The following is a 20616-nucleotide window of genomic DNA, read 5'->3' on the forward strand; positions in this document are numbered from 1 at the left end:
TTCATGAGTGAACGCTGTGGAGCTCTCTTTCCGAAGGATTAGGACAGAGGGACGCTGCAGACGTCTAGGCCCTGTCTGACAGACAGGGCCTAGGGGCGCGGGGAACTGCGCGGGCAACCACCCTGTGCGGATGGGCCCTGACCGTTCGGCCCGCCGGCTGCGTGGATGGCTTGCGCGCAGTTCCCCGCGCCCCTGAAGGCTTCAGCCGCCGACCTGGGTGACTGTCGATGCCGAGACGTCGCCGGAGGAGTCGGTCGTGCCGCGGACGGTGACCGTCGAGCCGGGCTTCAGGTCGGTGACGGTGCCTGTCGTGGAGAGGCTGACCTTGGTGCTGCCGCTGGTCGTGACCTTGACGATGTTGCCCGACGCGTCGGAGACGTAGATCGTGCTGCCGTCGACGAGCTTGACGGTACCGACCGTCGAACCCCCGCCGGCACCAGCCGCGCCGCCGCCGAACCCACCACCGCCGAATCCACCGAAGCCACCGCCGCCACCCGCGGCACCGCCCGTCCGGCCGGAACCCGTCGCACCGGAGCCCGTCGCGCTGGAGCCGGAGGCTCCCGCGGCAGCGAAGTTGCGGCCGCCGAAGCCACCCCCGCCCGTCGGGGCCTGGCCCTTCTCGACCTGGACGCCGCCGATGAAGCCGAGCCCCGCGACCACCGCGGCGCCGAGCACCAGCGTCAGCCACGGCAGCTTCCGCCGCGGCGGGGCCGCGAGCTCCGCGCTGATGTCCAGCGCGTCCGGCGGCTCGGCCAGGATGTCCTCGGGGGACAGCTGCTCCGTCGGTTCCTCGCCCATGTTCACGGCCTTCATGTTCACGGCGTTCATGTTCACGGCGTTCATGTTCACGGCGTTCCTCGCGTTCTCGTCCACGAGTTCCACGCGCACGTCCTCCTTCTGCAGATCACTCATGGCGCAGCGCCTCGATCGGACGCAGGCTGGCCGCCCGGCTCGCCGGGTAGCTGCCGAAGAACAGCCCGATGGCCACCGCGATGCCGAACGCGCCGTACACCGACGCCGGGATCACCACCGGCTTGATGCCGACGATGGTGAAGTGCGCGCCGATCAGCGCGATCACCACGCCCAGCCCGGCCCCGACCAGGGACAGCAGCGTCGACTCGGCCAGGAACTGACCGAGGATGACGCCCTTGGGCGCTCCGATCGCCTTGCGGATGCCGATCTCGCGGGTCCGCTCGGCGACCGTGACCAGCATGATGTTGGTGATGCCGATGCCGCCGACCAGCAGCGAGATCGCCGCCACCGCGCCGAGCAGCACGGTGAAGGTCTGCGTGGTCGAGCTACGGGTGCTCAGCAGCGAGGTCTGGCTGCTGACCCGGAAGTCGACCGCCGACGCGTTGGTGATCCCGTGGGTGCCCATCAGGATCGTGGTGATCTCGTTCTGCGCCTGCGTCGTGGTGTCGGCGGAGGTCGCCTCGACCAGGATCTGGCTCAGCGAACCGAAGCCGGTGTAGGCGTTCTGCACCGTCGGCAGCGGCGCGATGACCACGTCGTCCGGGTCGTTGAAGCCGCTGGTGCTGCTGCCCTTGGTGGCCAGCTCGCCGACCACCGTGAGCGGCGTGCCGCCCAGGATGATCTGCTTGCCGATCGGAGAAGCGGTACCGAACAGGTCCGACGCCGTGGTCGAGCCGATCACCGCGACCTTGCGCGAGGCCAGCACGTCGTCGTCGCTGAAGTAGTCGCCCTGGGCGACCTTGCTGTTGGACGCCTCGAAGTAGGCCGGGTAGGTGCCGATCACCGAGCTGACCGTGTGCGAGGTGCCGTCGTAGAGCGCCGTCTGCGAGGTCTGCACCTCGGGGGCGACGCCCTTGATGTCCGGAGCCTGGGTCGGGTCGGCCAGCGCCTTGGCGTCGGTGACCGTCAGCGGCTTGGTGCTGGTCGCGGTCGACTGGGCGCCGAAGCCCGCACCCGACGAGATCGTCAGCGAGTTGGTGCCGAGCGCGTCGATCGAGTTCTTGACCGCCTGCGACGAGCCGTTGCCGACCGCCAGCAGCAGGATGACCGCGGCGACACCGATCAGGATGCCCAGCATGGTCAGTCCGGAGCGGACCTTGTTGGCGGACAGGCCGTGGACCGCGAAGCGGAGTGTCTCGAAGGGGTTCACCGGATCGCCTCCTTGGCCAGGACGTCCGCTGCGGAAGCCGCGGCAGCTGCCGGACCTGCGGATGCTGCATTCGCCGCGGCCATCGCCGGGGGCGGCCCGACGACCGGAGCCTGTCGCACGTCGCTCACGATCAGGCCGTCGACCAGCCGGATCACCCGCTTGGCGTGGCGCGCGACCTCGTCCTCGTGGGTGATCAGCACGACCGTGCGGCCGGACAGGTTGAGGCGGTCCACGATGCCGAGGACCTCCCTGGTGCTGTGGCTGTCCAGGTTTCCGGTGGGCTCGTCCGCCAGCAGCATCGCCGGTGCGGTGACCAGCGCGCGGGCCACGGCGACGCGCTGCTGCTGGCCGCCGGAGAGCTCGTTGGGCTTGTGGTCGGCACGCTCGGCCAGGCCGACCATGCTCAGCGCGGCCAGCGCACGGCGACGCCGCTCGGCGGCCTTGACGCCCGCGTAGGCGAGCGGCAGCTCGACCTGGGCCACCGCCGAGGTGCGCGGAACCAGGTTGAAGGACTGGAAGATGAAGCCGATCTTGCGGTTGCGGACGAGCGACAGCTGCCGCTCGTCCAGCCCGCCCACGTCGATCCCGTCCAGCAGGTAACGGCCGGTGGTCGGCACGTCCAGGCAGCCGAGGATGTTCATCAGGGTCGACTTGCCCGAGCCGGAGCTGCCCATGATGGCGACGTAGTCACCCTGATGGACCGTCAGATCGACGCCCGCCAGGGCGTGCACGACCGCGTCGCCCATGCCGTAGGTCTTCACCAGGCTGCGGGCCGCGATGACGGGCGCGGGGCTCATCCGAGGCCACCCCCGCCACCGGCGCCACGACCGCCACCACGGCCACCGCCGCCACCACCGAAGCCGCCGCCACCGATGCCGCCCGGGAAGCCGGTGCTCGGGAAGCCGTTGCTGCCGCTGGTGGAGACCACCGTGATCTGGACCTTCTGGCCCAGGGTCACGCCGGAGAGGATCTGGTCGTCGGTGTCGCCCTGGACGCCCAGGGTGACCGGCGTCCGCTTGGTGGTGCCGTTCGGCTGGACCACCTGGACGCTGGCGCCGGAGCCGGTCCCGTTGACCGCCGAGGTCGGCAGGTAGAGCGCGTTGGAGGCGTCACCGACGTCCACCTGGACGCTGGCACTGAGGCCGGTGCGCAGGTTGGAGGTGTCGCCGAGGATCGCCAGCACCGCGGCGTACTGCACCGCGCTGGACGAACTGCCGCCGCCGGAGCCGGAGCTGGAGACGGGAAGCGAACTGATCGAGAGCACCTTGGCGTTGAACACCTGGCTGGTGTCGGCGTTCAGGGTCACCGTGGCGCCCTGACCGGCCTTGAGCTTGAGAGCGTCGCCCTCGGAGAAGTCGGCGTTGACCTCCATCCCGGTGGGGTTGGTGATCACTACGAAGCCGGACAGGGTGGACGAGTTGGACGAGGAACTGCTGGAGCCCGAGCCGCTGCCGCCAGAACCGGAACCGCTGCCCGAACCGCCGCCGGAGCCGGAGCTGCCGCCGGTCCCGGAGACCGACGCACCGACCTTGCCGGCCACGGAGGCGACGGTGCCGGAGACGGGCGCCTTGAGCACGGTGCCGTCGAGCGCACGCTGGGCGGCGTCGACGGCGTTCTGGGCGGTGGTGACCTGGTTCTGAGCACTGGCCAGCTGGGCCTGGTTGACGGTCGGGGTCGGCGAGGGCGCCGCAGCAGCCTGGCCGCTACCGCTGCCACCGCCAGAGCCCGAGCCGGAGTTGCCGCCGCCACCGCCCGAGCCGGAACTGGTGGACGCCTGCCCCTGCTCGACCTGGGTGAGGTTGGCCTGCGCAGCGGTCAGCTGCGTCTGGGCGGCGTTGAGCGACTCCTGTGCGGAGGTGGGGTCGACCTTGGCCAGGACCTGCCCGGCGGAGACCTTCTGACCAGCCGCCACATCGACTTCGGTGAGCGTGCCGCCGGTGGTGAAGCTCACCCCGGCGTCCGACGGCGAGGCCAGCGTGCCCGACCCGGAGACCGTCGCAAGGACATTGCCGCGCGCGACCGTCGCGGTACGCGTCGTCGTGGACGTCGTGGTGCTGCTGGAGCCCTCGGCCACGGTCGCCCACGCACCGCCGGCGACGGCCAGCAGCGCCGTGACGAGCACGGAGTTCAACAGGACGGACTTACGCCGTCGTGGAAGCACCTTCATGCGCCACACCTTGGCCGGGCGCTCCCAGCGGGCTCTGGGAGAAACCTTGGAGTTCGCTGGTTGGACATACCGGGCAGAACGCAGCATTGCCGTCTTTTGTGACTCCGCGCATCGGTTCGGGCGCCCCTGCGGGCGAATCCGGTCCCAGCGGATTCGAAGGATTCACCCAGGGCACCAACACCCCCGTGCGGTTCCTTCTTGACCCATGACGACACTCAGCCCTCGCACGGCCTGCGCAGCAGGTCTGCTCAGCCTCGGCGCGCTGCTGCTGTCCGGCTGTGCCTCCTCGGGCACCACCAGCAGTTCCTCGGCGTCCTCCCAGGCTTCCTCCTCGTCGAGCAGCCGCGGAGGTGCGGCGATGGCTGCGTACCGGCAGTGCCTCAGCCAGCACGGCGTGACCATGCCCTCCGGCCGCCCGACCGCTCACCCGAGCGGTGGCTACGGCGGCGGTGGCGGCTACGGCGGCGGTGGCGGCTACGGCGGCGGTGGCAACGGTGGTGGCGGCTTCGGATTCGGCGGCGGGGGCGCTTCCGCCAACCCGACGATGGCGGCGGCGATGCAGGCGTGCGCGTCGCTCCGCCCGAAGTTCGGCGGCGGCGGCAACGGCGGTCACGGTGGGTTCAACTCGTCCGCGATGGCGGCGTTCACGAGCTGTATGAAGGACCACGGCGTCACCCTCCCCGCGACCGGCGGCATGCGCGCCCTGAACACGGCGGACCCGAAGACGTCCGCGGCCTTCAACATCTGCAAGGTCCTGATACCCACCCGCAGCCCGGGCGCCGCGCCCTCAGCCTCGCCGTCGGCCTGAGGTTGCAACACCTGTAGGGGCGCGAGGAACTGCGCGAGCAACCACCCTGTCGGGATGGCCCTGCTCGTTCAGCGACACCACACACAGTGGCTTGTCGCGCAGTTCCCCGCGCCCCTTACGAAGTTGCAGCTACCGGCGGGAGCAAAGCACCCGCTTGCTCGCGCCCACGCGGCGGAGCCGCACATCAGCCGAGCCCCGCGCCCCTATGTGTTGCAACGTCCCCGGCGCCGAACGCTGAGGCCCCTGCCTACAGCTGCTTGCGGAACACTTCCGCAGTCTGCAGGAAGAGGTCGTTGGCCTCCGTCTCACCGATGGTGATCCGCGCGCCCTCGCCCGCGAACGGGCGGACCACGACGCCTGCCGCCTCGCACGCCGCCGCGAACTCCATCGTCCGCTCACCCAGCCGCAGCCAGACGAAGTTCGCCTGGGTCGTCGCCACCGTCCAGCCCTGGGCGACCAGCGCCGCCACGACCCGCTCCCGCTCCTCGACCAACGCGGCGACGCGCTCCAGCAGCGCGTCCTCCGAGCGCAGCGAGGCCACCGCCGCATCTTGCGCGAGCTGGCTGACGCCGAACGGCACCGCCGTCTGCCGCAGCGCCTGCGCCACCGGCTCGTGCGCGATGCAGAAGCCGACCCGCAGACCGGCCAGGCCGTACGCCTTGGAGAAGGTGCGCAGCACGCAGACGTTGGGGCGGTCGCGGTAGAGGTCGAGGCCGTCCGGCACCGCCTCGTCGCGGACGAACTCGTTGTACGCCTCGTCGAGGACGATCAGCACGTCACGCGGCACCGCGTCCAGGAACCGCTCCAGCTCCTCGCGGTGGGCAACCGTCCCAGTCGGGTTGTTGGGGTTGCAGACGAAGATCAGCCGGGTGCGCTCCGTCACCGCGGCCAGCATCGCGTCCAGGTCGTGGGTCTCGTCCGCCTTGAGCGGGACGCGGACACTGGTCGCGCCGCTGATCTGGGTGATGATCGGGTAGGCCTCGAACGAGCGCCAGGCGAAGATCACCTCGTCGCCCGGACCGGAGGTCGACTGCAGCAGCGACTGCGCGACGCCCACCGATCCGGTGCCGGTGGCGACATGCGCCTCCGGGACACCGAACCGCTGTGCCAGCTCGGCGATCAGGCCCGCGCAGGACATGTCCGGGTAGCGGTTGAAGCTCTGCGCCGCCTCTACCGCCGCCTCGAGGACGCCCGGCAGCGGCGGGTAGGGGTTCTCGTTGGAGGAGAGCTTGAATGCGGGCGTGCCGTCCGCGCCCTGCGCCGGCTTGCCCGGCTTGTACGCGGGGATGCCCGCGAGGGCCGCGCGCAGCCGGGGGCTGGGGGTGGTTTCGCTGCTCACCGTTCTCGTCCTCCATAAGTCGCGTCGCCCGCCACGTCTTCTTCGTCGTGGCACGCGTCGCCGTATCCGGTCGAGATCACCATACGAGCCGATAGCCGGAACCTCACCCGTGCGAGTGACATGTGCCGGTATGGCTCCGCGCAGACTCATGGGGCGACACCGTACGTCCATGGCCAAAACCCAGGCGATCTGCCCCGAATCGGTCGTTGGTGCAAGGAGAAAACACACCGATGTTCATGGAGAAACGTATCTCCGACCAACCGGGACAGACCATCCCCTTCTGACAGTTCCGCGCCATACGATCGGCCAGACATGACAGCAGCAGCGAATCACCACGGCCGTCGGGCGACCACCCGTGCGCGTCGGCTGGAACGCGCCGGGATCAGGGACGTCGCGGCGGCGGCCGGCGTCTCGATCACCACGGTGTCCGACGCGCTCAACGGCAAGGGGCGCCTGCCGGACGAGACCCGCAGCAAGGTGCGCGAGGTCGCCGAGCGGCTGGGCTACCGCCCCTCCGCCGCGGCGCGCACCCTGCGTACCGGCCGCTCCGGCCTGATCGGCCTGACGGTGACGACGTACGGGCAAGAACCGTTCACCTTCACCGAGTTCGCCTACTTCGCCGAGATGGCCAGGGCCGCGACCTCGGCCGCGCTCAACCGCGGCTACGCCCTGGTCGTGCTGCCGGCGTCGTCCCGGCACGACGTCTGGAGCAACGTCGCGCTGGACGGCACGGTCGTCATCGACCCGGCCGACCACGACCCGATGGTCGTCGACCTCTACCGCCAGGGACTGCCGGTCGTCAGCGACGGGAAACCGGGCAACTGCCCTGTCACCGCCTGGGTGGACAACGACCACCACGCCGCCGTGCTCGGCATCCTGGACCACCTGGCCCAGGCGGGCGCGCGCCGGATCGGTCTGCTCACCGGCACCAGTACGGACACCTACACCCGCCTCAGCACCGAGGCCTACCTGGGCTGGTGTCGCAACGTCGGCCAACAGCCGCTCTACGAGGCCTATCCGGCCCACGACCCGTGCGCGGGCGCGGTCGCGGCCGACCGCCTGCTGGCCCGGCCGGACCGGCCGGACGCGGTCTACGGCCTGTTCGACCCGAACGGCACCGACCTGCTCGCCGCCGCGCGCCGCTACAGCCTGCGCGTCCCCGAGGACCTGCTCTTGGTCTGCTGCAGTGAGAGCGACGTCTACGCCACCACCGAGCCGCCGATCACCACCCTCTCGCTCAAGCCCCGCCGGATCGGCACGACCGTCGTCAACCTGCTGATCGACGCGATCGAGGGCCTCACGCCGGACACCCAGGACGCCTCCGGGCAGGTGATGCCGACGGAGCTGATCGTCCGACGGTCGTCGCAACGGCGTGCCCACCGCACCACGGTGGCCGCCCCGCGCCCGCCCGGCGAGACGTGACCGGGAGCCGGGCCAGGTGAGTTGACGGAGTTCCACGGACCCCGCGGACCTCGTCGGAACCTGCCGGAGTCCCCCGGAGTCCACCGCAGTCCGCGGCAGTACGCCGGGTTCGGGGAAGGTCCGACGGATTTCGCGGGGCTCCGGAGGCGTCCGGGCGACTCCGACCGGTGGGCTGGAATCCGGTTCGGTCGCCGTCCGTCACCAACCGCCTGACCTGCCCCTTTTTGTCACTCATTGCTCCACCGTTGGCCGGTGGTCGATCCGCGCAGAGCGAACGATTTCAGCAGCCTGATCCCTCCCAGGTGCGGACGCCGGGAAGGACAGCTTTATACGATGGGCGGCATGACACCCGTGGACCGTCCCGCCTGGCCTGACCAGCCGGACCCAGGCCCGCACGCCACGCAGGCAGCGGACGGGTCCACGGCGTTCGACTTCTTCGCGCCCGCGACCCAGCCGCAGGCGCAGCGTGCGCCCCGAGAGGCGACGCATCCGGAGCCCTCGGGCACCCTGACGGAGTTCGGCATGCCCGTCGTGACGCGCAGCGAGACGCCGACGGTGGCACACGCAGGGACGCACGCGGAGACGCACGGGGGCGCGCAGGCGGGGATCCACACCGACCTGGGGCCGGAGATGAACCTCGACCTCTCCGCGCACATGGCCGTCGCCGCGCAGTTGGGCGGGCCTCAGATGAGCGTGCCGCCAAGGCCCGCCGCCGCGATGCCCGCGGCTGCGATGAACGTGCCGCCGGTGTCCGTACCGCCCGTTCATGCCGCGTCGCCGGTTCCGCCCGCGTCGTCCGTTCCGCCCGTGCCGACTGTTCCGCCCGTGCCGACTGTTCCGTCCATGCCACCGGTCTCTCCGGCGGCGGCCGCGGCCGGACCGCAGGTCGGCATGGCCGCCGCGCCGCAGGACCCGCCGACGCTGGAGCTGGGCGCGCCGATCCAGCCCAACGGCCCGGCAATGCCCGGCCCGGCGATCCCCGGCCCGGCCGACGCCACGCTCGTCGACGGCATCCAGCCCACCCCCGAGGGCCCGCTCTACGTGATCGGCGACGTGCACGGATACCTGCAGGAGCTGCTCGACGGCCTGCACGAGCAAGGGCTGATCGACTCCGAGGGCCGGTGGAGCGCCGGGCGTTCCCGGCTCTGGTTCCTGGGCGACTTCACCGACCGGGGCCCGGACGGCATCGGCGTCATCGAGCTGGTGATGCGTCTCGCCGCCGAGGCCGCCTCGGTCGGCGGCTACTGCCGGGCTCTGATGGGCAATCACGAACTGCTGCTGCTCGGCGCGGACCGCTACGGCGACGAGGCGGTGCAGTCGAGCGCGGGCACCGCGTCGTTCCTCGCCGCCTGGCGGCTCAACGGCGGTCAGCCCACCGACATGGAGCGCCTGGAGGACCACCACGTCGCCTGGCTCTCCCGGCTCCCCGCGATGTCCGTCGAGGACGGCCACCTGCTGGTCCACTCCGACACCACCGCGTACCTGGAGTACGGCGACTCGGTGGACGCGGTCAACGACGCCGTCCACCAGGTGCTGAACCACGGCGACGCGGACGAGTGGTGGGACTGCTTCCGGCGGCTGACCAAGCGCTTCGCCTTCCGCGGCGACAACGGCGCGCAGTCGGCGCGGGAGTTGCTCGACGTCTACGGCGGCCACCGCGTGGTCCACGGCCACAGCCCGATCCCGTACCTGCTCGGCGACGCGCCCAGCGAGGACGGCCACTCGGGCATCCAGGTCACCGGTCCGCACGTCTACGCGGAGGAGCTGGCCGTGGCGATGGACGGCGGCGTCACCATGGAGGGCGAGGGCCGACTCCTCATCGCCCGACTGCCGCTGAGCTGAGCCAGACCGAGCTGAACCAGGCTGAACTGAGCTGAGCCGAGCCGACAGTTCGTCCGTTCCTCCGTTCGCATGCCGCACGCATGCGCGAGCAGCTTGCACGCGGCAATTGCCAGAAGCAACTCCTGCCCCACCCGGCGCGGGAAATTCTGGAAAGCGACTGTCACTGTGTCAGTGCCCGCGCCTAGCATGAGGGTCAGTCACTCACCACTGACGAACAACCCCCAGCTGAGCAGCCCTGACGGCCTGCCTCACGGCAGGTCGCGATATTTCCACGGGGGAGCATAACGATGGATATCGCTCCGCACATGCAGGCCGAGGACAAGCCCGACTACGTGCGGATCCTGGACGAGGCCCTGCAGAGCTCGCACATCCGCGACTCCCTGCGCGCGGCCCGGGGCGACGTGACCGCCGCCCAACTGCACGACCGCGCCCTGCGCGACCTGGACGAGGTCGCGTCCGGGGCCTGGCCGGAGTACGAGCACTACCGCGCCCTGCGCGAGCAGTTCGCCGAGCTCGCCGCAGGTCCGGACACCGACCGGCTGGGCAGCGTCGACCCGCCCAAGTGGGTCGCACCGGACACCCCGCTCGAGGCGGCCAACCGGGCCGGCTTCACCGCGATGGCCGCGGTGCTGGCGCCGGTCCTGGCCTGGCTCAGCGCGCTGGTCCTCTGGCTGACCGGTATCGCGGTCCGCGCGGGGTCGCCCGGTCTCGCGCTCGGCCGTCAACTGGGCACCGCCGCAGGCGTGCTCGCGATCGCGGGCGGTGCGGCGCTGGTCGTCGCCACGGTCGGCCTGCTGCTGACCGCCCGTCGGGACGCGGCGGCCCCGCCGCTCCGTCCCCAGCCGGAACTGGCCGCCGACATCGCCAAGGCCCGCGAGGTGTGGCGCAGCGCGCTGCGCGACCGCGCGGTCCTGCCCTATCTGGAGCGCGAACTCGCCTCGCGCGCCGCCGCGAACCACATACCCAAGCCCCCGGCGCGCAGCCGCGTCGACCTCATCCGGCAGAGCCCCCGGCTGGGCTTCAGCAGTCCGGGTTTCACCAGCCCGGGCTGCGAGGGGATCACCGACGGGCACGGTGCGGAGAAACCGGAGAAGGAACGCGAGGACGAGATCTACTTCTCGTCCCCGGGGTTCAGCTCCCCCGATTTCACCTCACCTGGCTACAACGGGCCGGAGCACCTCGGCCGTTTCCTCCCGAACCCGGAGGACTGAGGGCCCGCCCCGCTGCTCCCGTTGGCCGCGTCAGCCCTGCAGCTCCGCGGCGACCAGCTCCGCGATCTGCACGGCGTTCAGCGCCGCGCCCTTGCGGAGGTTGTCGTTGGAGACGAACAGCGCCAGGCCGTTGTCGACGGTCTCGTCACCACGGATACGGCCGACGAAGGACGGGTCCTTGCCGGCCGCCTCCAGCGGCGTCGGGACCTCGGAGACGACCACGCCCGGCGCGTCGGCCAGCAGCTCGTACGCACGCTGCGGGCTCAGCGGGCGGGCGAAGCGGGCGTTGATCTGCAGGCTGTGACCGGTGAAGACGGGCACGCGGACGCAGGTGCCGGAGACCTTCAGGCCGGGGATCTCCAGGATCTTCCGGCTCTCGTTGCGGAGCTTCTGCTCCTCGTCGGTCTCGTTGCTGCCGTCGTCGACGAGCGAACCGGCCAGCGGCAGCACGTTGAAGGCGATCGGCTTGGCGAACTTCTGCGGCTCCGGGAACTCGACGGCGTCGCCGCTGAAGGTCAGCTGGTCCGACGCCTCGGCGACCTTGGCCGCCTGCTGGTGCAGCTCGGCGACGCCAGCGAGGCCACCGCCGGACACGGCCTGGTAGGTGGCGACGACCAGCGTCTCCAGCCCGGCCTCCTGGTGGAGCGGCTTGAGCACCGGCATGGCAGCCATGGTCGTGCAGTTCGGGTTGGCGATGATGCCCTTGGGGCGGTTGGCGATCGCGTGCGGGTTGACCTCGGAGACGACCAGCGGGACGTCCGGGTCGCGGCGCCAGGCGGAGGAGTTGTCGATCACGACGGCCCCGGCGGCGGCGACCTTCTCGGCCAGCGCCTTGGACGTCGAGCCACCCGCCGAGAAGAGCACGATGTCCAGGCCGCTCCAGTCGGCCGTGGCGGCGTCCTCGACGACGACCTCGCCGCCCTTCCACGGCAGCGTGGACCCGGCCGAACGCGCGGAGGCGAACAGCCGCAGCTCCGTCACCGGGAACTCGCGCTCCTCCAGAATCCGGCGCATGACGCCGCCGACCTGACCAGTGGCACCCACGATTCCAATCCTCATGCCCTCTACAGTAAGCGCCCGGCGCAATGAAGCGAGCGGATATCCGAGGGCCGGACAGCCCCTGAGCTGCGACGACGGGGCACGGACAGGAAGCCTTCCGGGCCGGACAGCCTCCCTGCCGCAAAGCGTCCGGGGGTGGCGTGAAGAACCCGTACGAAAATTTCCCGTGCACCCGCCGGTCCGGGCGGCGACATGGGTCGCGAGTCTATGTCCGACAACACGCTCGACCATGCCCCTCTCGTGCGCAAGCAACACCGCTGAGCGAGGGGCTGGGCCGCTGCTACGCGTGCCCGCGCTTCAGGTGCAGCGCCAGCGTCAGCAGCAGAACCGGCAGCCCGACCGCGTGAAAGGTCACGTCCACGGCCGTCCCGGACCGCACGGTGAACGCCATCCCCACGACGAACCCCGCGACGGCGAACGCGAGCGCGCCGAGCATGAGTCCCCAACTCCGCTCGGGTGAGCGCCACATCCGGTAGCCGGCGGCCAGCAGCACCACCCCGATGACCGCCTCGGCGACCCCTGCCGACTCCGGGTCGTAGGGCGGCCCTCCGCCCGAGATCACATGCGTCAGGTGCAGCGCCGCCATGACCAACAACGACACCCCGGCTCCACCCGCCAGCGCCACCACCCGCGCACCCGGCGCGAGTTCGCTCCGATTCATCGCCATGCCCCCAGCCTCCGCCTCCCGCCCCACCCGGGCATCGCACCGGGGAAGGCAGTCCCGCTACCCCCGAGGGAGTACACGGACGCCGAGCAGACCATCGGACAAGTACGACAGAAGGCGTAACCGGGAGGCATACGAATCGTTGGCCAGGGTGCGCGTAGGCAAACCAGGGCGAGACGACTCGAAACTTCTGTGAATCTGTGAGCAGTCCGGGTAGGACCCGGCGGGATGAATCCGTGGCCGTATGCGACCTACGCCCCTAGCCGCTGGGTGGTGCGGTGCAGGACCTCTGTCCATTGCTCACATACGGATTCACGAAGGGACGGCACACCCATGCCACCCGAACTCGCTCTCGTCGAGTCGCGCACCCTGCGCGCGAGCCTCAACCACCGGGTCGAGGCGCTCGACAAGGTCAAGACCCTGATCATGCTGCCCGACGGCACCTACGTCACGACCCGCATGGTCGCCAGCTACTTCGAGGTCCCCGAGAGCACCATCAAGAACCTCACCCAGCGCCACCGAACCGAACTCGAGGCCAACGGCTTCCGCATCCTCAAGGGTGTGGATATGTCAGGCTTCGTAGGACGCAATATGAGTCCTACGCAGGTCAGCGGGCGCGGAGTCGCAATCTACGACCGCCGCGCCGTCCTCAACGTGGCCATGCTGCTGCGCGACAGCACGGTCGCACGGCGGGTGCGCAGCCACCTCCTCGACGTCGAGGAGCAGGTTGTCCACAAGGCCGCCGACGTTCCACAGCCCCGCGCGTACCGGCCGTCGCCGGGCGCCCGGCTCGGTCCCGGGCCGCACTGGGACGAGTACGAAAAGACCTCCAGTAACCCCGAGTTGGAGGCCTGGCGACGGGTCATCGACGGCGATGTCGTCGATGACCCGTCCGGCGGTGAGGACACCGAGGACGGTCTGCCACCGGACTGGCCCGAGAGCGTCGACCGTCGCCTTGACGCGATGGGCCGCGTGACCGGCGCCATGAGCCACAAGCTCGACGGCGTCGGCCAGGACGTCCGCCGGATGCGCAAGGACGTCAACGCCCTGCGCAGCGATATCCACAGGGCCAACCACCGCCGTTGAGCGGCCTGTGGACAACCCACTGAAGTGAAAGGCTCGGGCCCGGCGATCAGTTGACCGCCGGGCCCGAGTCGTTGTGCAGCCAGGATCAGGGTGTGTAGAAGCCGAGCACGTCCGCGAGGACCTGGACCGAGCCCGCGTGGTTGTAGAAGTCGATCTTCCCATCGACCACCGGGACGACGACCATGTTGCTGATCGACTGCCCGGTCGAGAAGTCGAGGCCGGTGGAGGCACCGGTCTTGGCGCTGTCCGGGTAGACGCTCACGTAGCTGTTGGCCGTCGGGCTGACCACCGTCACGTTCAGCACCACGCCCGTGGCGTTCGTCGGGACCGCGCCCACTCCCGTCACCGGGAGGGTGAGCGTCGCGCCCGCGCCGATCGCGCCGCTGGCGCCGAGGCCGTAGCGGGTGTCGAGCAGGTGCCGGGTGGTGATCGGCACGTAGCTCGCTCCGCTGGTGCTGGAGCTGTAGTAGCCCGTCACGTCGGCGGTGGCATCCAGCGAGCCGGAGTGGTTGTAGAACTTGACCGTGCCGGTCGAGTCCACCGGGACGATCATCGTGTTGGCGACGATCTGGCCGGGCGCGAAGCTCATGCTGGTCGAGGACGTGGCCGGCGAGCCGCCCGGGTAGAGGGCCAGGTAGCTGTTGGCCGTGCCGCTGATGGCGGTGACGTCCAGAGCCACGGCCGTGACCGTGCCGTCGCTCGGCACGCCGCTCGTGCCGCCGGTGACCTTGACCGTGTCGACCCCGCCGGGACCGAGCTTGCCGGCCGCGGTGAGGCCGGTGCCGTTGCGGGTGTCGAGCAGGTGCGCCGCGGCGATGCCGGTGAAGGTCCCGCCGCCGGTCAGCGAGGAGCTGTAGTAGCCGGTGATCACCACGGAGACGTCCACCGTCCCGGTGCGGTTGTAGAAGTCGACCACGCCGTTCACGACCGGGACCGTGACCAGGTTGGAGACGATCTGCTTGGGCCCGAACATCAACGTCACGGACCCTGGGGCGTCCTGGTCACCGTAGACGCTGACGTAGCCGGACGCCGTCGGGTTCACCGCAGTCACGTTGAGCACGACCGCGCTGACGCCGGTGGCCGGAATCGAGATGCCCCCGCTGCTGAGCCCGGCGACCTTGAGCGAGACCGCGCTGTTGGCGCCGATCGGCGCCTTGGCGACGCCGCCGGTGCCGTCACGGGTGTCCAGGACCCGGGTCGGCGTGACCGGGAAGAAGGTGCTCTTCGCCGGGGTGGCCGCGGAGGTGAGCTGCACGTCCGTGGTCCGGACGAAGACCAGCCGGTGGTTGAACGAGATCGGGTAGTACTGCAGCGAGCCGGTGTAGTACTTGCAACCGCCGCCCGTGACACAGCTGTTGTAGTCCGGGTAGTAGGTGTTCGAGTCGTAGTAGTCCCCCAGCGTCGCCGGGCCGGCGAGCGGATAGCTCTGTCCCGCCGGAAGCGTGTAGCTCAGCGGGACGAGCGGCTGCGCGACGCTCTCGTTCGAGGTGTAGGCCGAGGCGTCCGGATACGCCCGTCCCCAGATCTGCACCGCCGTGGACCCGGTGGGAGTGACCAGCTGCGCCGACGGGTCGGAGTCCGCGTACGCGTACGTGCCACCGGGGTTGTAGAACCACGCCTTCTGCCCGCCGTACCAGATCGCGGTCCAGTCGCCCTGGACGGCGGCCACGACGAAGGTCTCGCCGTAGGTGGCCCGGTCGGTCCAGTCCCAGGCCGTCTGGTTGCCGGTCGGCTGCTTGTTGGCCGTGAAGATCGGGTCGGTGATCAGCGCGGACGAGCTGCTCGGCTGCTGGTAGAGGTAGACGAAGTTGACCGGGTGCGCCGGGCAGGCGGTGGTGCTGTTGCCGCAGCCCAACACGGTCGGCTCGTAGGACGTCGCGTACGGCGGGGCGATGGTCACCGTGCCGCCGACGACGGCGTCGCCGTCACCGTGCAGCGGGGCGCCCAGCAGCGACATGTAGTAGTTCCAGTTCCAGTACGGCCCCGGGTCCCAGTGCTGGGTGAGGAGGTACGAGTCCTCGATACCGGGCACCTCGTCGTGGCCGATGATGTGCTGCCGGTCCAGCGGGATGTTGAACCGGGCGGCCAGGTACTTCACCAGCGTCGCGGACGACTGGTACTCGGACGGCGTGTACCAGGAACTGGTGGTGACCGCCCAGCCCTCGTGCTCGATGCCGACCGAGTGGGTGTTGAAGGTCTTGTTGTCGGAGTGCCAGGCCATGTCGGCCGTCGGCACCATCTGCGTGACCGAGCCGTCCTGGCCGATGACGTAGTGGGCGCTGACGAACGAGGTCGGGTCCTGGAACCCGTTGACCGCCGCCGCCTTCGTGCTCTCCGTGTCGTGGATGACGATGTAGCGGATGCTGCCGTCGGTGGTGCTGCGGTTGGCCAGGGCGTAGTTGCCGTAGTCGGTGTTGTCGGTGGTCGAGTCCAGCGAGTAGTCCGCCGGGACGAAGTCGCAGCTCAGGCCAGTCGGGCACTCGGGCGCAGGCGTGGCCGCGGTCGCGGTCGCCGCAGTCGTGGCCGTCGTGGTTGCAGCGTGCGTCGTCGTCGTGCTCGTCGTCGTGCTCGTCGACGGCGTGGCGGTCGAGCCGAGCGTGGCCGCCGCCTCGACCTTGGGGGCGATGCCCTTGGCGGCGAGGGTGCCGCTGGACATGCTGTCGGTGACCACCAACTGCGGGTCGGCGGTCAGCGTGACCACCTGGCCCTCGTCGGTCGTCGCCCGCAGGCCGGTCCGGACGCTCTGGAACACCCGGTCCGCGAACTGCTTCGCCGTCGCCGCGTCGTCCGCGTGCGCGTACTCGGCGACCGCCGGGTACCAGCCGCCCGGATCGCCGGGGAGCGAGCCGGTCAGCTTCTGCTCGTAGGAGGCGAGCAGCGCCGCCCCGCCACGGATGCTCTGCGCCGAGTCCGTCCTGAGCGCGCCCGTCGGCTGACCGATCAGCTTGGCCGCGGCGTCCAGCGTGTGCAGCGCGGGGGAGTTGGTGTTCACCGCGAGCGCGGCTGCTGCCACCCGTGGCGCGGCGGCGTGCGAGGCCGACCGCTTGTGGCCGTCACCCGCGCCGTTGCTCTCCGGGCTGGCGGAGTTGCCCGTGGGTGTCGCGAGGTCAGCCGGGTCGACCTTGGTCAGACCCATCACGTTGTAGTTCCCTGTGGTGCTGGGCGAGCCCTGGTGGGTGTCCCACAGGGACTCCTCGTAACCGAGCGCCATCAACACCTGCTGCGGCACGTGGAACTCCGTTGCCGCCGCCGCGAAATCACTCTGCAGTGCAGTCACCGGCAGGCTGGGCGTCGCTGCTGCCGCGGTCGACCCACCCCCGGTCGACGCCTCGGCCACTGCTCCGGCCACCAGTGCGGCGGCGATCAACGCCCCGGTGGCACCCATCCATCTTCGTGACCGTCTTCGGCCGCGTCTACCACTCACCTGTCCACCCCTGTGGGTCCGGTTGTGCCGTGGTGCGATCCACGCGCCGCGCACTGTGCGTCACCTGCGTGGGGCAGGAGACGCAAGGGGCACATGTTCGCAATCCGGTGAGGCTAGCAACACCGCTCTCACGGGCCGCGGCATCTGACGCATACGTCCGATTCGGGAGAGGAAGCGTTACGCCATCTTGACTGATCCGTTCGGACCACCGACCGAACGCGGCAGGGCCCCGCCGGTGAAAGTCACCGACGGGGCCCTGCACAGGAGTTGACGCTATTGAGCGCTACTCAGGCCACGACTCACGGGGCGTAGTAGCCGAGAACGTCGGCTGCCACGTTGACCGCACCCGCGTGGTTGTAGATGGCGATCCTGCCGTCGACCACCGGAACGATGACCAGGCTGGAGATCGTCTGCTCGGCCGAGAAATCGATGCTGGTGGACGCCGAGTGGCCCAGCGAGTCCGGGTAGATGCTCAGGTAGCTGCCGGCCGTGCCGCCGATGGCGGTCACGTTCAGCACCACGGCGTTGGCGTTGGTCGCCACGCCGCCGACGCCGGTCACCGGGAAGGACAGGGTCCCGCCGGAGCCGAGAGCCTTGACCGGGCTCGCAGCGTTACGGGTGTCCAGCAGGTGCGACGGGACGACCGCGCTGAAGCCGGAGCCCGTGGTCGCGGTGGTGTAGTAACCCGTCACGTCCGCGGTCACGTTGACGCTTCCGGAGTGGTTGTAGAACTTGACGGTGCCGTCCGTGCCGACCGGGACGATCACCGAGTTGGCGATGATCTGGCCGGGCGCGAAGCTGATGCTGCTCGCCGTGCTCGGACCCGAGGTGCCCGGGTACACGCCGATGAAGCTGTTGGCAGTACCGGCGATCGCGGTGACGTCCAGCGCCACGGCCGTGACCGTGCCGTCGTTCGGGACCCCGGCCTGGCCGGTGGTCGGGACGGTGATGGTCGCGTTGGCGCCCAGCGGCGCGATCGTGCCGCCGGTGCCGGTGCCGCTACGGGTGTCCAGCAGGTGAGCCGGCGAGATGCCGACGAAGGTGCTGCCGCCGGTCGTCGCCGTGCCGTAGTAACCCGACACGACCGCAACGACGTTGACGCTGCCGCTGTGGTTGTAGAAGTCGACCTTGCCGTCCTTGACCGGAACGACCACCGAGTTCGGCACGATCTGACCCGGCGTGTAGGCGAGCGTGGTGCTGCCGTGGCCGGTGCCGTCGCCGTAGACGCTCAGGAAGCTGCTGGCGGTCGGGCCGACAGCGGTGACGCTCAGCATGACCGCGGTGACCGAGCCGTCGTTCGGCACGCCCGCGACGCCCGCGACCTGCAGGACATCGGTGGCGTTGGCGCCGAGCGGCGTCTTGAAGCCGCCGGTGCCGTCACGGGTGTCCAGGACGCGCTGCGGCGTCACCGGGAAGAAGTCGCCGTGCGCGGTACCGGTCTTGGTGCCGCAGAGCTGACCGAGCAGGCCCGGGAACTTCGGCGTGCCGAGGCCGGAGGCCAGGTCGTAGCCGGCGCCGGCCGCGTAGAGACCGCCCTTGTAACCGGAGGCCGCCCAGTCGTTGTTACCGGTGGTGATGTCGGTGAACGACGAGCTGTAGCTGCTCCGCGCGGCGGCGTAGACCACCGGGTTGAGCTGGCCCACCGAACCGTTGGCCTGGCAGCCCGACGAGGCGTCGGCCTGCACCAGCATGGCGGCCCAGGTCGGCGCGGCACCGCTGGTGCCACCGACGACGCCCCAAACGTTGCCGCCGTTGTGGTCCAGGGAGACCAGGTAGCCGGAGCTCTGGTCGGCCAGGGCCGAGACGTCCGGAACCTGACGGCAGGTCTCACCGGACGCCGCATTGCAGGCGTTGCTGTAGCCGGGGCCGGTGAAGCCGCTCTGGTAGAGGAAGGAACCGTTGGCGCTGCTGCTGCCGCTGTTCCACTCGGCGGAGACACCGCCGCCGCCCGCGCCGTCCGCGTAGGCGGTCCCGTTGTAGTTCCAGACGGCCTGCTTGAGCGTGGAGCCCAAGCCGTTCATCCAGGTGCCACCGACGCCGGTGACGTCCGGGTCGCTCGCCGGGTAGTCGACGGCCAGGGCGTTGGAGTCGCCCGACTGGCGGTAGCAGTCGGTCGAGCCACCGTCACCGGCAGCCGCCACGACGCTCTGGCCCTGGGCCGCCGCCTCGGCGAACACGTTGTGCGAGCTGGCGAAGAAGCCCGGGTCGGAGCTGATCACCGCAGGCTCGCAGACGCCCCAGCTGGTCGAGATGACCTTAACCTGGTCGTCCGTCACCATCTTCTGGTACACGTCCAGGACGTTCTGGTCCGTCGCGTTGACGGCGTCGGGACCCTGGTAGTCGATGATCGACGCGCCGGGCACCAGGCCGATCAGGTCGTCGATGTCGAGCGCGGACTCGACGCCGTCACCATTGTTGTCAGCGTTCGCCGCCGCCGTCGGGCCGCCGTCCACCGGGACGTAGCTGACTGACGTGTGGGTGCCGAGGCACGACTGGTAGTCGGCGATGTCCGACGTGTTGACGTTCTCCAGCTCGAAGACGCCGACCTTGACCCCGGAGCCCGCCGTGAAGCTCTTGTTCAGTCCGTAGGCCGAGGCCAGCGAACTGGGGCTGTAGTACTGCTTGGTGTCGTACAGGCCGCCGTTGTTCAGGTTGGTCGTGAGACCGGAGCAGACGGTGGGGCTGGTGACCGCGGCCGCGTGCGAAGCCACTCCGGTGGAACCGGAGGTCGGCGCGCTGCCGACCAGACGCGGCTTGGTGTAGTGGCTGGTCACGGCGCTGACGTCGGTCAGACCGCTGATGCTCGACACCTGCGTGGCCACGCCGCTCGGCAGAACCGGCGCGGCGGTGTTCAGGTACGCCGTGGTGCCGTCCGCCAGCTTCACGTTGGTGAAGCTCGTGCTCAGCGCCTTGGAAGCCGTGGCGATCGACGTGGTGACGGGGATGGAGAGCCCGTCCTGCGTGACCGTGCCGGGCGTCAGACCCTGGCTGCGCAGGGCCTGCTCGACGCTGTCGATCGTGCTCTGCGTCGGGCCGAAGGTCTGCGCGAACTGACCGGTGCCGAGGTAGTGGTGGTACAGCGGCGAGCTCTTGTCCGAGACCGCGGACACGAACGCGCTCAGCGCGGCGGGGTCGCGCGGCTGGAGGTTGACCGCCAGGTGCAGCGTCGTGCTGCTCGACGGGGTGGTGCCGGTGCGCACCGCTCCGGCGGGGACCCGCGGGGTCGCGCCGATCCGGGCGGGCTGCTTCTGGGCAGCGGTGGCGGCGGTCGCGGTCGCGGCATCGGCGGTCCCGGCAAGCGCGGTGACGACGCCGAAGGCGGTCACCACAGCCACGCCTGCGACGCGTGCCCGGGAACCCGCGAATCGACCGTTCTGCCCCGAGACAACCGAATCGGTTGTTATTCGGGCACGGCCGACCTTTCTGGCCATACAGTGCTCCTTCAACTGACAGGGCGCCAGAAAATCGCACG

The 20616-nt window shown here is 70.2% G+C and carries 14 protein-coding genes; 5 read left to right on the forward strand and 9 right to left on the reverse strand.

Going from position 1 to position 20616, the window contains the following annotated elements:
- Nucleotides 1-201 precede the first annotated feature (201 nt).
- From ABH940_RS01165 to ABH940_RS01180, 4 genes are read right to left on the reverse strand one after another with little or no spacing between them, the layout of a single operon-like run.
- Nucleotides 202-912, reverse strand: coding sequence for a hypothetical protein (locus ABH940_RS01165; protein ID WP_370065144.1), 711 nt, complete (start codon nt 910-912; stop codon nt 202-204).
- Nucleotides 905-2122 carry an ABC transporter permease gene (locus ABH940_RS01170; protein WP_370065142.1) on the reverse strand — a complete coding sequence of 406 codons (1218 nt, stop codon included), beginning with the start codon at nt 2120-2122 and terminating at the stop codon, nt 905-907. Before ABH940_RS01170 ends, ABH940_RS01165 begins: the two co-directional genes overlap by 8 nt.
- Nucleotides 2119-2919 (reverse strand): ABC transporter ATP-binding protein, encoded by an 801-nt coding sequence (locus tag ABH940_RS01175; protein WP_370065140.1) that lies wholly within the window; start codon nt 2917-2919, stop codon nt 2119-2121. The genes ABH940_RS01170 and ABH940_RS01175 overlap by 4 nt, the downstream gene beginning before the upstream one ends.
- Nucleotides 2916-4289 carry an efflux RND transporter periplasmic adaptor subunit gene (locus tag ABH940_RS01180; protein WP_370103964.1) on the reverse strand — a complete coding sequence of 458 codons (1374 nt, stop codon included), beginning with the start codon at nt 4287-4289 and terminating at the stop codon, nt 2916-2918. The genes ABH940_RS01175 and ABH940_RS01180 overlap by 4 nt, the downstream gene beginning before the upstream one ends.
- Nucleotides 4290-4494: 205 nt before the next feature.
- On the opposite strand from ABH940_RS01180, the gene ABH940_RS01185 reads away from it, so the two are divergent.
- Nucleotides 4495-5097 (forward strand): hypothetical protein, encoded by a 603-nt coding sequence (locus ABH940_RS01185; RefSeq protein ID WP_370065136.1) that lies wholly within the window; start codon nt 4495-4497, stop codon nt 5095-5097.
- 247 nt (nt 5098-5344) lie between these two features.
- Here ABH940_RS01185 and hisC read toward each other — a convergent pair whose 3' ends face one another.
- Nucleotides 5345-6436 carry a histidinol-phosphate transaminase gene (gene hisC / locus ABH940_RS01190; RefSeq protein ID WP_370065134.1) on the reverse strand — a complete coding sequence of 364 codons (1092 nt, stop codon included), beginning with the start codon at nt 6434-6436 and terminating at the stop codon, nt 5345-5347.
- Nucleotides 6437-6748: 312 nt separating this feature from the next.
- On the opposite strand from hisC, the gene ABH940_RS01195 reads away from it, so the two are divergent.
- The 3 genes from ABH940_RS01195 (at nt 6749) to ABH940_RS01205 (ending at nt 10911) form a co-directional block, all read left to right on the forward strand.
- Complete coding sequence (locus ABH940_RS01195; protein ID WP_370065132.1) at nt 6749-7858, forward strand: LacI family DNA-binding transcriptional regulator; 1110 nt, start codon at nt 6749-6751, stop codon at nt 7856-7858.
- Nucleotides 7859-8200: 342 nt separating this feature from the next.
- Nucleotides 8201-9700, forward strand: a complete 1500-nt coding sequence (locus ABH940_RS01200; RefSeq protein WP_370065130.1) for a metallophosphoesterase — start codon at nt 8201-8203, stop codon at nt 9698-9700.
- A gap of 287 nt (nt 9701-9987) precedes the next feature.
- On the forward strand, nt 9988-10911 hold the full coding sequence (locus ABH940_RS01205; RefSeq protein WP_370065128.1) for a hypothetical protein: 924 nt from the start codon (nt 9988-9990) through the stop codon (nt 10909-10911).
- A gap of 30 nt (nt 10912-10941) precedes the next feature.
- Here ABH940_RS01205 and ABH940_RS01210 read toward each other — a convergent pair whose 3' ends face one another.
- Together ABH940_RS01210 and ABH940_RS01215 are read right to left on the reverse strand one after the other, a co-directional pair.
- Nucleotides 10942-11970, reverse strand: coding sequence for an aspartate-semialdehyde dehydrogenase (locus tag ABH940_RS01210; RefSeq protein ID WP_370065126.1), 1029 nt, complete (start codon nt 11968-11970; stop codon nt 10942-10944).
- Between the two features lie 280 nt (nt 11971-12250).
- Nucleotides 12251-12637, reverse strand: a complete 387-nt coding sequence (locus ABH940_RS01215; RefSeq protein WP_370065124.1) for a hypothetical protein — start codon at nt 12635-12637, stop codon at nt 12251-12253.
- A gap of 330 nt (nt 12638-12967) precedes the next feature.
- Between ABH940_RS01215 and ABH940_RS01220 the strand changes: the two genes are divergently transcribed.
- On the forward strand, nt 12968-13720 hold the full coding sequence (locus ABH940_RS01220; RefSeq protein ID WP_370103966.1) for a hypothetical protein: 753 nt from the start codon (nt 12968-12970) through the stop codon (nt 13718-13720).
- A gap of 85 nt (nt 13721-13805) precedes the next feature.
- Here ABH940_RS01220 and ABH940_RS01225 read toward each other — a convergent pair whose 3' ends face one another.
- Together ABH940_RS01225 and ABH940_RS01230 are read right to left on the reverse strand one after the other, a co-directional pair.
- The gene (locus tag ABH940_RS01225; protein ID WP_370065121.1) at nt 13806-17105 is read right to left on the reverse strand and encodes an N-acetylmuramoyl-L-alanine amidase; all 3300 of its coding nucleotides are present in this window, start codon (nt 17103-17105) and stop codon (nt 13806-13808) included.
- A 338-nt stretch (nt 17106-17443) separates the two neighbouring features.
- A complete protein-coding gene (locus ABH940_RS01230) occupies nt 17444-20479 on the reverse strand; it encodes a protease pro-enzyme activation domain-containing protein (RefSeq protein ID WP_370103968.1) in 3036 nt (1011 codons plus the stop codon).
- Nucleotides 20480-20616 lie beyond the last annotated feature (137 nt).

Origin of the sequence: Streptacidiphilus sp. BW17, assembly GCF_041262485.1 — a bacterium.
GTDB lineage: Bacteria > Actinomycetota > Actinomycetes > Streptomycetales > Streptomycetaceae > Streptacidiphilus.